The sequence below is a fragment of the Jeotgalibacillus sp. R-1-5s-1 genome (assembly GCF_004405105.1).
Classification (GTDB): domain Bacteria; phylum Bacillota; class Bacilli; order Bacillales; family Jeotgalibacillaceae; genus Jeotgalibacillus.
In genome coordinates, this window is the sequence record NZ_SORW01000053.1 from 116202 (window position 1) to 129365 (window position 13164).

Sequence of the window (13164 nt, forward strand, 5' to 3'; positions counted from 1 at the left end):
TAAATGAAAGAATGATGATGACCCAGAATAACGGTTCGATAATTAAAACCTCCCTTAAACGTTTCCTTCTTTATTATTATACTTAACAGTTTATATACGTATTGCACATTAAAAGGTTTCAACACTGAATACACTAAGGACAAGCGCCAACCCGTTTAAGTAAACCAGGTGCTTTAAGGTACCGAATTATCTTTACACAGTACCCCAGATCTTATCAACATTTGCTGAACCGCTATCCACATCATGCCATTCCCCACTGTGGGGAACGAACAATGGAAATGTCACAAAATAAAAATTGATCAATAAAAAAAGCCGGCATTGCGCCGACTTTTTTTACTTATTTACGGATACCAAGAACTGCTTCAGCGATATTAGAAGAGTGATCTCCAATACGTTCGAGATTTGAGACGATATCAACGAATACAATTCCAGCCTGTCCACTGCAACGACCTTCGTTCAGACGGACAATATGCTTTTTACGGAATTTACGTTCCATTTTATCAATTAAATCTTCTTTTTCTGCCACGCTGCGGGCAAGCGCATGATCATTTGAATCAAGTGCTTCCATAGCCTGAGATACAGCTTCGACTGTTAGAGTGAACATCTCATGTAAATCTTCCATGGCATCTTCTGTCAGCTTCACTTTATTAGCCTGCTGATAATCAACAAGCTCAATGACGTTTTCGAAGTGGTCACCGATCCGCTCGATATCACGAACCGTATCCATCAGAATAGAGTGACGTTCCGATTCCTGTGCAGACAATGAGCTTCCTGATAGTTTAACAAGATACTCCGTAATTTTTTTATCAAGATTATTAATCGCATCCTCAACCTGATAGCCAAGTTCTGCGTTTTTCTTGTTTTTAGTTTTCAAATATTCGTGTGCTTCGTTTAATCCCTGAACAGCAAACTGTCCCATGCGCAGAACTTCTTCTTTCGCCTGTCCTAGCGCGATTGAAGGTGACTGCTCAATAAAATGCGGGTCAAGATGCTTCGGTTTAAATTCAACTGCAACGTCCTGTCCAGGCACAATCTTCGTTACAATCAATGCCAGAATCGCAATGAATGGGAACTGAATAATTGTATTTGTTACGTTAAATGTTCCGTGAGCAAATGCAATCTGCATTTCAGGATTCAGGTTCATAAACTGATCGATCCATGTAATGAAAGCTGTAAATGGAATTAACGCAATCATAAAAATGATTGTACCGATAATATTAAACATAACGTGTACAGCTGCAGCACGCTTTGCAGCTACTGAAGCGCCGATTGCAGCGAGTACTGCTGTGATCGTTGTACCGATATTATCACCAAATAATACAGGAATTGCAGCATTTAACGAAATTAAATCTTCTGCATAAAGTCCTTGAAGAACCCCGATAGTCGCACTGGAACTTTGAACAATCATTGTAAAGACAGTTCCGATTACAACACCCAAAATCGGGATTTCACTCATGCTTTGAGTTAGATCTATAAAGGCTTGTAATTCACGCAGAGGCTTCATGCCACCACTCATCAGTTCAAGCCCGTAAAATAATGTACCAAAACCGAATACAACCTGGCCTAAGTTATTGATTTTATTATTCTTAAAGAAGAATAATAGGATTGCACCTGCTGCGGTAATTGGCAAAGCATAAGCACCAATATCAATACCGATAATAAAGGCAGTAACAGTTGTACCGATATTTGCCCCCATAATTACCCCGATAGCCTGGCGAAGCGTCATAAACCCTGCGCTTACAAGCCCAATCGTAATAACGGTAGTACCTGTACTCGTCTGTAAAAGAACTGTGACAAAAATACCTGCCAGTACACCCATAAACGGGTTCGTAGTAAAACGATCAAGAATTTCTCTTAATCGGTCACCAGCAGACTTTTGAAGTCCGTCCCCCATATACTTCAATCCAAAAAGAAAGATCCCCAGTCCTCCGATAAACTGAAAGAAGACTTCTTGCCAATTCACTTCCATGTTTTCAACCCCTGTAAACAAATTTAGACAAACTTCTTGAAAACCCTCCACAATTATTAATTCTTTTAACGATATAAGTAAAGGGGTAAAATTAAATCTTTACAATCGGTTAATAATAGAGGCTTTATATTACAATAATGTTACAAAAGATTTGTATTCACGAATCGTTCATTTGCTCTCTGAACGTTTATAAACGTACAATATAACTACTATAGAGCGTTATTATCTGGGGGTTCACGTATTGAATATTTTTAAACAGTTTTATAAGAGCTTATACTCACCAAAAGATATTTCCCGTTTCAGATTTCAGGGAATTGGAAAAACCATTTTATATTTATTCATCCTCGCATTTATCAGTTCCATACCTGCCATGATTCAGATCATATCACTCGGCAACACTGTCTTTAATGAAGGAGAGGAAATTCTGAGTAACCAAATGCCGGCTTTTGAAGTAACAAATGGTACTCTCCAGACAGAAACAAATGAAGAAGTGACCATACGCAACAGCGGTTTTACCATTATTGTTGATGGTACCGGGGAAATGACTTCTGAGGATATTGAGGGCACGGTCAATACTGCAGCACTGCTTCGTGACGGAGTGGCAGTGTCAGCAGGGGCCGGTGTTCAGGAATATCCATACAGCAGCTTTACAGGTTTTACATTCAGTAACGAAGGTCTCTCCTCTCTTCTTTCTTCTATAGAAGGGGCAAAGGTGATTATTTATGCGTTTATCTTTTTATTCATTTATATTATTGGCGCAGGATTGCTTTTTATTAAAACTTTATTTTTTGCCTGGATTGGAACAATCATGGCGAAATCTTCAGAACGCAGGCTGGTCTATCGTCAAAGCTTCAGACTGGCTGCTTACAGTTCGACGCTGCCGGTTACGTTTTTCCTGATAACAGATATTGTCGGCTCCGTGATCCCGTTTGCAACGCTGATTAACTGGTTTGTTACGACAATGGTGCTTTACCTCGCGATTAAGGAGATACCACAGCCTAAGAAGAAACCTGAAGTGACGGCATAAAAAACGCGTATAAAGAAGTAACATATTCAGTTAAAGTCATGAAATATATCCTTATAAAAAACTGCCGGTTCTTTTCTCAATCAAGAGAAAAAACCGGCAGTTTTTATGATGCCTCCTCTCTATTGTTGCTGAGAGTGGCTGTTTTTAAATGGGAGGAAAGCTGATACAGCCTTCCGGCAATTTCAGTTGACTCAAGAATACGCTGTTCCTGATGTTCGATCATGACGTTCATTTCAGCTGTCCTGCTGTGCGTTTTCGCTGCAATCGCTGATACGGACTCCGTTGTTTGTTTTAACTGAGGGAGCGTTTCCTTAAATAAAGCAGCCTGTTCCTGAAGCTCTTCAATTCTACTTTCAGATTCTTCAATTTGTGACACCATTTCATTAAAGAAGGACAGACCATGTAATGAATCATCGAGTGCCTGTTTAGACTCGTCTGCAATTAATAGAAAGTCATGCTCTGTACGCCTGCTGATATTCTGTAGAAAAGCCATTGCCTCATCAATATTCTGAACCGCTTTTGATGACTGCTCTGCCAGCATCCCAACTTCTTTTGCCACGACAGCAAAACCTGCTCCGCTTTCTCCAGCACGGGCTGCTTCAATAGAAGCATTTATTGAAAGAAGTCGTGTTTTATCCGCAATCGTTTTAATGAAAAGCGCTGCTTCATTGGATACTTCAGCCTGTTTTCTCATTTGGACAATGGTATCTTTCAGCGGCATCATTTTGACAACTGCCTGTTCCATTGAAGCCTTTAATTGATCAACACTTTTTTCCCCATCAACTCTCTTTTCCTTCAGCAGTGAATTGATGTCATTTAATTCCTGCAAATCAGCCAGCATAAGACTGAGCTGTTCCGACATATTGTAAAATGCGGACAAACTTTTACCGGACTCTTTTGCTGTTTCCTCTGCTCCAAGATGAATACCATTTACTTTCTGTTTAATCGGAGAAAGAGAATGGACAAGTTCATCCGAGCTTTTGCGCAGGCTGATTCCTGACTGATTCAACTGATCTCCTGTATGAAGCAGCTCAGTTATCAGGTTGCTTATTGTTTCTATTGTCACTTTAAAACTTTTGTGCAAAGAAACGATTTCCGGCACTGTCGTGTGGATTTTCAACTGACCACCTGTGAAATCACCTTCCCGCACTTTTCTCATCTCTTCACGCAAAATTGAAATCGGCCGGCTGATTGAGCGCACAGTCAGTATCATTAAAATAAGTGCGATTAAGCTTGTAACAATGACTGTTCGTATAATGGAAGCAGCAAGTGCTGCCTGTTCACTTAAATAATCGTCTTTTGGAATTGCGATCGTATAGATCCCTTTGAGCTCCTGAATGTTAAAATATGAAAGTTTATAGCTTTTGCCTTCTATTTCACCGTCCATGGTTCCCTTACCTGCTGATATGATTGATGTTTGAAGTTCCTCAGGAAGATTGAATGGAAGCTCGCCTGTTAACGCCTCGGGACCTTCGGGTGTCAATAGAAAAATGGAAGCTGATAAGCCATCCTGGGAAAGGTTCGCCTTCTGCTGATTCATGATCTGTTTTGATTTATTTATAAATTGTTCTTCATTTCCGGGATAAGCGAGCATGGCATTTTTCACTAATTCATTAGCGATCGTCGCTTCACGCTCAAGTCTTTGTGCCATTAATTTTTCGCCTGACTCAACGGAAGCATGATAGCCAATTACACCTAAGTAAGCAGTAGAACCTAACAATAAAATCATTAAAACCACTGTTAACCTTACAGATAATGAGAGTTTACCCAAGATTGTATTCCATCCGGCTTTCCCAACCTTCTTAAATTTCCGTGACCATCCTGCATTACGATTTTTCATGTCATATTTCCCCCAATGGTTTTATAGGTCTATTATCACTATTTTCTTTTAATTTCCTGTACCCCGTTTGTAAAATCTTTGTAAATAAGAAACCTGAAAGGGAGGAAAAAATGAAAAAATTCCTGCTGTTCTTATTGCTGATCATCAGTCTGTACAGCTGTTACTGGGATCTGACAACCGGTTCCATCGATCCATCATTATTTAAAATCACAGAGATAACGGAATGTGAGCTGTAATAAAATCTTCTGCACACTCATTTTCTTGTACATGCTGATTCAACACTGTTAGAATAAAGAAGAAACAATATTATAGGATGCTTAAAAAGGAGCGAATACCTTTGGGTGAAATTACACATCGTTCAAACACTCGTCCCGTTAAAGTCGGGGATTTAACTATTGGCGGTAACAATGAATTAGTCATTCAAAGTATGACAACAACTAAAACGCATGACGTTGAAGCAACGGTTGCTGAAATTAAACGTCTTGAGGAAGCCGGCTGTCAGATTGTCCGTGTAGCATGTCCGGATGAGCGTGCGGCTGATGCGATTCCTGAAATTAAAAAGCGAATTAATATCCCGCTTGTCGTTGATATTCATTTTGATTACAAGCTGGCTTTAAAAGCAATTGAAGGCGGAGCGGATAAAATCCGGATTAACCCTGGTAATATCGGTCGCCGTGAGAAGGTCGAAGCTGTTGTAAAAGCAGCCAAGGAAAAGAACATCCCGATCCGGATTGGTGTAAATGCCGGAAGTCTCGAGCGGAAAATCCTTGAGAAATACGGATATCCTACTGCAGACGGCATGGTAGAAAGTGCCCTTCATCATATTAAAATCCTGGAAGACCTTGATTTCCACGATATCATCGTCTCGATGAAGGCGTCAGATGTGAATCTGGCTATTGAAGCATATGAAAAAGCCGCAAAAGCATTTGACTACCCGCTTCACCTCGGTATTACTGAGTCCGGCACATTATTTGCAGGTACAGTAAAAAGTGCTGCAGGTCTTGGCGCAATTCTGAGTAAGGGGATCGGTAACACGCTTCGCATTTCACTGAGCGCGGATCCGGTTGAAGAGGTTAAAGTGGCAAGAGAACTGCTCAAGTCATTTGGTCTTGCTTCAAATGCGGCAACCTTAATCTCCTGCCCAACTTGCGGACGTATTGAAATTGATCTGATTTCAATTGCGAACGAAGTAGAGGAGTATATTTCCACAATCAAAGCACCGATTAAAGTTGCCGTTCTGGGATGTGCGGTTAACGGTCCGGGTGAGGCCCGTGAAGCAGACATCGGGATTGCCGGAGCAAGAGGAGAAGGTCTTCTTTTCATGAAAGGGAAAACAGTTCGTAAAGTTCCTGAAGCAACCATGGTCGAAGAACTCAAAGTTGAAATTGATAAACTGGCTGAGGAGCATTACCGCAAACAGGCTGAAGAAGCCGCAGCGAACGCTTAATCCAGCTATAACAAAAAACACGGATCTATAAAATCCGTGTTTTTGTTTTGACACTTTATATTAACCCGGGTTCAGTAAATTTCTTCAGGCACTAGAATAACGGATAGATCAAAAGACCGAGCACGATTGAGATCGCACCCAAAGCAATCCCTGTCCCACCCGACATTTTACCGTCAGATCGTCTTGCTGCAAATCCGAGAATAATCGCCAGTGCCCCGAATAATACTGGTGCGGTAAAAAAAGCAATGATACCCGTTATGATAGAAGCGTATCCAAGCCACATACCGCGATTTGTATTTTTGATTACACCGTCTCTTTTTCTCTCCGTATCATCAGGTGTCTCTGTGTACCATGCAGGACTTACCCTCGAAAGCTCCGTGCCCATTTCTTCATCATACCTGTTTTCCTGAAGGCTTTTTTCATCTTTTTTCTCCATTTTGTCATCATCCATTCACTTCCCCTCCTTCCCGGAATAATCCTAGGGTGTCCATGAATAAACTTCATTATGACTGGAAAATATTCTTCTTCATTTGTGATACAATAATACATAGCGATATTAAAGGAGATTTTGCATATGAAAAAGCGACTTGGCATTGATATTGATGGAACTGTCACCTGTCCCTCTTCATTGATCCCGCATATTAACCGGGCTTTCAACCTCAGTTTAACGTTAGAAGATATAAAGGAATATGATTTAACCAAAGCGCTTCCTGATATTCATCCATCACGCTTTTCAGAGTGGTTTCAGGAAACTGAAGCGGACATTTACCGCTCCTCTCCATTACACAATGAAGCAGATGCCGTTTTAGCCAACTGGAAAAAGGAATTTGAATTGTTTTTTATCAGTGCCAGAGGAGGTCAGCACCTGGAGCTGACTAAACAGTGGTTTGATGAGCAGGAGATTGATTATGATCATATTGAGTTAATCGGGTCCCATAATAAGCTCGATGCTGTGGATCAGCACAATATCGATCTTTTTTTAGAGGATAAACATGATAACGCAGTGATGATTCATGAGGAGTTTTCGATTCCGGTTATTTTGTTTGATACGCCTTATAACCAGGATCCGATCCCGGATGGTGTGATCAGGGTAAGGAGCTGGGCTGAGGCGCATCAGTGGGTGATGCAATGGGAGAAGGCTTTGAAGAAACCACTTAGATGAGTGGTATTTAGATAACCGGGCAGGTACCATCCTACGCTTTCCTTTGCGTCTAGCTGCGGCGACTAGCCCCTCGAGGTCATAAGTCAAAGATGAACGAGGGCAAAGGACAGCCCTCTTTCCATCTTCGCCTTATGCTTGTCGGGGCTGGACCAGTCGCCTCCGCTTTTCTTTGTGTCTAGCTGCGGCGACTAGCCCCTCGAGGTCATAAGTCAAAGCTGAACGAGGGCAAAGGACAGCCCTCTTTTCATCTTCGCCTTATGCTTGTCGGGGCTGGACCAGTCGCCTCCGCTTTTCTAAGGCCGCGCGGTGAGCCAAGCTTTTGCTCCGCATTATGCTGTCTCACCTGTCGCTCCTCTGCCGCAGGAGTCTGCGGATGGCACCTGCCCTTATATTTGATTTTTTGTAAAAAACCTTTATTAAATTTATACATATTAACACCCCCTGTGATTTTCACAGGGGGTGTTGTTGTTTCTATATGTCGCTGGATATCAAAGTTTTACGCCCGACATTCAGGGCATGTGCCGTAGATTTCGAATTTGTGACCGGAGATTTCGTAGCCTGTCAGGTTTTCTTCGAGTACGGACATGGGACACATATGGATTGATTTTGTTTTGCCACAGTCCATGCAAATAAAGTGGTGATGGTGATGTCCGCTGCTGCAGACAAAACGGAAGTGCTTTTCTCCGGATAGTTCCGTCTCCTCGAGGATACCGAGGTCGGCAAAGAGTGACAGGTTCCGGTAAATGGTATCAAAGCTCAAACCGCTGAAATGAGGATTCATTGATTCCAGCACTTCACGAGCCGTCATGTAGCGGTCGTGTTTTTCAAATAACTCAAGCATATGCTGTCTCTTTCCCGTATGCTTGTAGCCTTCTTCTTTTAATAAATCCATTGCTTCCTGAAGATTCATTGCGTTTCACCTCACTGTTATTTTCTCATGGTCTGCCATTTTTTAAAAGCGATCGATGTCAGGAGAATCAGAATAGAGGAAACAACGATCGTTCCTCCCGGTGCAAGGTCCAGATAAAAGGCACTGAATAACCCGGCAATCACCGCGATTTCACCAAACACAACTGAAAGGATGATGGTTTGCTTGAACCCTCTTGCCACTCTCATTGCTGCTGCGACAGGAAGTGTCATGAGTGAGGATACGAGCAGGATACCGACAATCCGCATTGATCCTGCGATCACAAGTGCCGTGATGACCATAAAGATTAAATGCAGTGCACCTGTCTGCAGTCCGGATGCTTTACTGAACTCTTCATCGAAGGACAAAAGGAAAAGCTCCTTGTAAAGGATCGTGACTAGCGCAATCACCACTACTGCAATCCCAATGATTAAATACAGATCGCTGCGGCTGACTGCACTTACACTGCCAAAAAGATAACTGAACAAATCAGTATTAAATCCGTCAGCCAGTGAAATAAAAATAACCCCGATTCCGATTCCGCCGGATAAGATGATCGGTATCGCCAGCTCCTGATAATGCTTGTACACATTTCTGAGTCTCTCTATAAATAGCGAACCTGCTACTGAAAAACCCATTCCGAGCCATAACGGATTGAGCCCGTTGAAAGCGACAAATGTTTTACTTAACAGCAGACTTGCCGCTATCCCGGACAGCGTGACGTGACTCAGCGCATCTGCAATTAATGATAACCGCCTGACCACGATAAACGCACCGAGTAATGGCGCAATTACACCAATCAGCAGGCCTGCAAGAAAGGCGTTTTGTAAAAATTGATATTGAAAGATGGCTTCTATCATGGTGTCACCTCATGACCGTGGTCGTGATCATGATGAAGACTGTGAACATCATGCCCGTAAAACAGGGACAATTCATCATCTTTTACCTGATCAAAATCTTCTGCGCTGCCATGAAAGTGAAGGGTATTATTCAGACAGGCTACATGTGTCACTTTATTTGAAATGGTACCTGTATCATGCGTAACGAGTAAAAGGGTAATTCCGAGTTCTTTGTTCAAGCGGTCGAGCATATTGTAGAAGGTCTGTACATTTTTCACATCAACCCCGACTGTCGGTTCATCCAGTATGAGCACATCCGGATCACTGACAATGGCCCGGGCAATAAATACACGCTGCTGCTGACCGCCTGAGAGCTCCCCGATGTTTCTGGTCATAAAGTCTTCCATTCCGACAGCATGGATCGCACGCTCAATCTGAGGCCTTGATTTTCTGCCTATCATTTTAAAAAGCCCCGTCTTTTTTGTCAGTCCGCTTGCCACGACTTCATAAACTGTTGCAGGGAAACCGGTGTTAAATGAGTTAGCCTTTTGAGAGACATAACCGATTTTCTCCCACGCTTTAAATTTGGCAAGAGGTTCACCAAATAAAAATACTTCACCATTTTTAGGTTTTAACAATCCAAGAATTAATTTTAGCATCGTTGATTTTCCGGATCCGTTCGGGCCTACAATACCGAGAAAGGATCCTTTAGGGATCTCCAGATTGATGTCTGTTAATACCTGTTCTTTATCATAGCGATACGAAACATTTTGGAGTTCAATGACATTAGTCATTTTCTCATCCCTTTCGAACTAGAATGATTCCGATTTAACAAATCATCAGTATACACCTGATCAGAGTGAAAGTAAATAAAAGAATACTGACATTGAAAGGAGGTGACAGGATGACCTGGATTCCACCCTTTTTAATCAGTAAAATTAAATCTTTTACGCCTGAACATATTAAAAGCTACGCCAAAACAACCGGTGTACACCTGACGGATCAGGAATGTAACATTATTCATCAATTCATACACAGTGATGAATTCGATTTTTTTGATTCATCGAACCGGGATCAGTTAATTTCTGAAAGCATGAAAAAGCTTGGCCCTGATCGCACTAACGAACTGTTAAAGCTTTTTTAAAAGAAAAAGCTGTGAGGTGCGTACCTCACAGCTGATTTTTAATATCATCGAGCACTTCTTCACGGAATGTCCGGTTGCGAAGCATCTCGATTTCGTATTTGTATGGCGGCTTTTTATCTTTTTTATCTTCACCGACATATGGTGTTTCGAGGATTTTAGGAATATCTTTGAACACTTCATGATGAACGATATAATCCAGCGCTTTAAAGCCGATATGACCGAAGCCGATATTTTCGTGACGGTCTTTTGAAGCACCTTTTGGATTTTTACTGTCATTGACGTGGAGAACTTTAATGCGGTCCAGGCCGACAATCCGGTCAAACTCTTCAAGAACACCGTCAAAGTCATTAACAATATCGTACCCCGCATCATGCACGTGGCATGTATCAAAGCAGACTGAAAGCTTTTCATTATGCGTAACACCATCGATGATTCTCGCGATTTCTTCAAAGTTGCGGCCGCATTCAGACCCTTTACCTGCCATCGTCTCCAAGGCAACCTGAACGGTCTGGTCTTTCGTTAATACTTCGTTCAACCCTTCAACAATCCGTTCAATCCCCTTATCCACTCCCGCTCCAACATGCGCACCTGGATGCAGAACGATCTGTTTTGAACCGAGCGCTGCCGTACGTTCAGTTTCTGATCGCAGGAAGTTGACACCAAGTTCAAATGTTTCCGGCTTCGTTGTGTTCGCAATATTAATGATGTATGGCGCATGAACAACGATATCTGCAAGGCCATTTTCACTCATGTGCTTAAGGCCAGCTTCAATATTTAATTCTTCGATGGGTTTTCTTCTTGTATTCTGAGGGGCTCCGGTGTAGATCATAAAGGTACTGGAACCGTAAGAGGCTGCTTCTTCACTCGCAGCCAGCAGCATTTTCTTGCCGCCCATAGATACGTGAGAACCGATTTTTAACATCCTGAATCTCCCCCATTAATTAATTGTTATTTCTTCTGTTTTTTCTGCGTTCTTTCTTTTTAATCTGTTCCATCTTATACTTCATTTTCTTTTTATAGCCAGGCTTGACCTTTTTAGGTTTTCTGACTAAAGATTTCGCTTTTTGATCCGTTTCATTTTCCGTTTTCACACGGTTTGAACGTTTATGACGATCATTCAGCGTTACCCATTCGCCATCTTTTACTTCCTGATGCTTAAACGTAATGCCTTTTTTCTCAATCTGATTTAATGCATCTTCATCAGATGGCTCATAGATTGTAATCGCTGTACCTGATGAACCGGCACGTGCTGTACGGCCAACACGGTGAATGAAGAAATCAAGGTCAGACGGAATTTCATAGTTAATGACATGGCTGACACCCGGGATATCAATCCCACGGGCTGCGAGATCCGTCGCAACAATGTACTGATACTCAAGATCGCGGATCTGCTTCATCATTTTATTACGCTCACGAGGAGCCAGTCCACCGTGAACGCGCCCTACACGAAGTCCTTTTTCAAGCAGCTTATCAGCCACTTCATCCGCTTTTGACTTTGTATTTGTAAAGACGATGGCAAGGTAAGGATTAATAGAGGTCAGGATCTGATAAAGCACCGTATCCTTTGACTTACTTTTCTGTGGCACGATGACAAATTCAATGTTTTCAGCCTGAATCTGCTTAGGCTCAATGTGTGCATACTGAGGGTTTTCCATATACTTTTTGAGGAACGGCTTCAGCTTTTCCGGAATGGTTGCTGAGAATACAAGTATCTGAAGTTCCTCCGGCATTCTTGAAGCGATCTGGTCGACGTCTTCTAAAAAGCCCATTTCAAGCATTAAATCTGCCTCATCAATGACGATGGATGTTGCTGTATGAATGAGTAAAGCCTGTTCTTTAATTAAGTCATTAATCCGGCCCGGCGTTCCAACCACAATGTGAGGCTGAGTCTTCAGCTTTTCAATCGCGCGCTGTTTATCCGTTCCGCCGACAAAAAGCTTGCTTTGAATCGCAGTGTCATCTGTCAGATGCTTCACTTCAGCATGGATCTGCTTGGCAAGCTCTCTTGTTGGTGCTGTTACGACAACCTGTACCTGCTGACGTTCAGCATCAACCTGATCTACAAGCGGAAGCAGATAAGCATGTGTTTTGCCGGTACCTGTCTGGGATTGTCCAATAGCACTCTGGTTTTTTCTGATCATTGGAATCATTTTTTCCTGAATGGCAGTCGGGGCATGAAACCCGAGTTTTTCTATCGCATCCATAATAAATGGTTTGAAATCATATTGTTTAAATGATGATGACATTATAGTCACTCCTTCTGTTCGCGTCAAAACTTAATTATAATCAACTTCAGACCAAAAAGCTACAGTGAATCCACCTTTCCAAAAGTAAAGACATTTGCATAAACTATAATACGTTCTAAAGAAGGGAGATGACAGCTTGTATCATCAGCGATTTTACGCACGTCCCCCACTCCCCCGGCAGTCTGTATTTCCGTTTCAGCAGGCGGGGTATCAGCCAGGCGGCTCTGGAGTTCTTTCCGGTCTTACAAAAAATCTGTCGCTCGAATCCATACAGTCATTTGCAGGTAATGCACAAAAAATGATCCATACAGCCAATCAGTTCATGCCTCTCATCCATCAATATGGTCCATTAATTAAAAATTTCCCTGCTATGTGGAAATTATACCGGTCGCTAAATGATGAAACAGATGGCGTTTCAGAGGATGACAAACCGCCTGAAAATCTGTCGAAGCAGAGGGATGAAAAACCAAAACGTCTTCCGGCGCAAATCAAATCTTCAATACCGAAACTGTATATATGACAGCTTTTGTTTGTTCCTGTCTGTTATCTGCTTTATACTGAATGTATAAGTCTTACGTTCAGG

Annotated in this window: 14 protein-coding genes; 6 read left to right on the forward strand and 8 right to left on the reverse strand. The window is 42.1% G+C overall.

Going from position 1 to position 13164, the window contains the following annotated elements; translation table 11 throughout:
* Positions 1 to 337 precede the first annotated feature (337 nt).
* The gene (locus tag E2491_RS16035; protein WP_134376636.1) at positions 338 to 1969 is read right to left on the reverse strand and encodes a Na/Pi cotransporter family protein; all 1632 of its coding nucleotides are present in this window, start codon (positions 1967 to 1969) and stop codon (positions 338 to 340) included.
* A 241-nt stretch (positions 1970 to 2210) separates the two neighbouring features.
* Here E2491_RS16035 and E2491_RS16040 point away from each other — a divergent pair, with 241 nt between their 5' ends.
* On the forward strand, positions 2211 to 2996 hold the full coding sequence (locus E2491_RS16040) for a DUF1189 domain-containing protein (RefSeq protein ID WP_166805917.1): 786 nt from the start codon (positions 2211 to 2213) through the stop codon (positions 2994 to 2996).
* Between the two features lie 103 nt (positions 2997 to 3099).
* Here the strand turns inward: E2491_RS16040 and E2491_RS16045 are convergent, their stop codons facing one another.
* On the reverse strand, positions 3100 to 4836 hold the full coding sequence (locus E2491_RS16045) for a methyl-accepting chemotaxis protein (protein ID WP_134376638.1): 1737 nt from the start codon (positions 4834 to 4836) through the stop codon (positions 3100 to 3102).
* Between the two features lie 110 nt (positions 4837 to 4946).
* On the opposite strand from E2491_RS16045, the gene E2491_RS17775 reads away from it, so the two are divergent.
* Positions 4947 to 5072 carry a hypothetical protein gene (locus E2491_RS17775; RefSeq protein WP_256369361.1) on the forward strand — a complete coding sequence of 42 codons (126 nt, stop codon included), beginning with the start codon at positions 4947 to 4949 and terminating at the stop codon, positions 5070 to 5072.
* A 110-nt stretch (positions 5073 to 5182) separates the two neighbouring features.
* On the forward strand, positions 5183 to 6283 hold the full coding sequence (ispG, locus tag E2491_RS16050) for a flavodoxin-dependent (E)-4-hydroxy-3-methylbut-2-enyl-diphosphate synthase (RefSeq protein WP_208528094.1): 1101 nt from the start codon (positions 5183 to 5185) through the stop codon (positions 6281 to 6283).
* A 91-nt stretch (positions 6284 to 6374) separates the two neighbouring features.
* Here ispG and E2491_RS16055 read toward each other — a convergent pair whose 3' ends face one another.
* Positions 6375 to 6734, reverse strand: a complete 360-nt coding sequence (locus E2491_RS16055; protein WP_134376640.1) for a DUF4190 domain-containing protein — start codon at positions 6732 to 6734, stop codon at positions 6375 to 6377.
* Between the two features lie 123 nt (positions 6735 to 6857).
* Here E2491_RS16055 and E2491_RS16060 point away from each other — a divergent pair, with 123 nt between their 5' ends.
* Positions 6858 to 7445 (forward strand): 5' nucleotidase, NT5C type, encoded by a 588-nt coding sequence (locus E2491_RS16060; RefSeq protein WP_134376641.1) that lies wholly within the window; start codon positions 6858 to 6860, stop codon positions 7443 to 7445.
* A 496-nt stretch (positions 7446 to 7941) separates the two neighbouring features.
* Here E2491_RS16060 and E2491_RS16065 read toward each other — a convergent pair whose 3' ends face one another.
* The 3 genes from E2491_RS16065 to E2491_RS16075 are packed head-to-tail and all read right to left on the reverse strand — an operon-like array spanning position 7942 to position 9985.
* Positions 7942 to 8355 carry a Fur family transcriptional regulator gene (locus E2491_RS16065; protein WP_134376642.1) on the reverse strand — a complete coding sequence of 138 codons (414 nt, stop codon included), beginning with the start codon at positions 8353 to 8355 and terminating at the stop codon, positions 7942 to 7944.
* Between the two features lie 17 nt (positions 8356 to 8372).
* The gene (locus E2491_RS16070) at positions 8373 to 9212 is read right to left on the reverse strand and encodes a metal ABC transporter permease (protein WP_134376643.1); all 840 of its coding nucleotides are present in this window, start codon (positions 9210 to 9212) and stop codon (positions 8373 to 8375) included.
* Positions 9209 to 9985, reverse strand: coding sequence for a metal ABC transporter ATP-binding protein (locus E2491_RS16075; RefSeq protein WP_134376644.1), 777 nt, complete (start codon positions 9983 to 9985; stop codon positions 9209 to 9211). Before E2491_RS16075 ends, E2491_RS16070 begins: the two co-directional genes overlap by 4 nt.
* Positions 9986 to 10095: 110 nt before the next feature.
* Between E2491_RS16075 and E2491_RS16080 the strand changes: the two genes are divergently transcribed.
* Positions 10096 to 10335 carry a DUF2624 family protein gene (locus tag E2491_RS16080; RefSeq protein ID WP_134376645.1) on the forward strand — a complete coding sequence of 80 codons (240 nt, stop codon included), beginning with the start codon at positions 10096 to 10098 and terminating at the stop codon, positions 10333 to 10335.
* 25 nt (positions 10336 to 10360) lie between these two features.
* Here the strand turns inward: E2491_RS16080 and E2491_RS16085 are convergent, their stop codons facing one another.
* The gene (locus E2491_RS16085; protein WP_134376646.1) at positions 10361 to 11257 is read right to left on the reverse strand and encodes a deoxyribonuclease IV; all 897 of its coding nucleotides are present in this window, start codon (positions 11255 to 11257) and stop codon (positions 10361 to 10363) included.
* Between the two features lie 19 nt (positions 11258 to 11276).
* Positions 11277 to 12584, reverse strand: coding sequence for a DEAD/DEAH box helicase (locus E2491_RS16090; protein WP_208528095.1), 1308 nt, complete (start codon positions 12582 to 12584; stop codon positions 11277 to 11279).
* 133 nt (positions 12585 to 12717) lie between these two features.
* On the opposite strand from E2491_RS16090, the gene vrrA reads away from it, so the two are divergent.
* The gene (gene vrrA, locus E2491_RS16095) at positions 12718 to 13101 is read left to right on the forward strand and encodes a VrrA/YqfQ family protein (RefSeq protein WP_134376648.1); all 384 of its coding nucleotides are present in this window, start codon (positions 12718 to 12720) and stop codon (positions 13099 to 13101) included.
* The last annotated feature ends 63 nt before the right edge of the window (positions 13102 to 13164 follow it).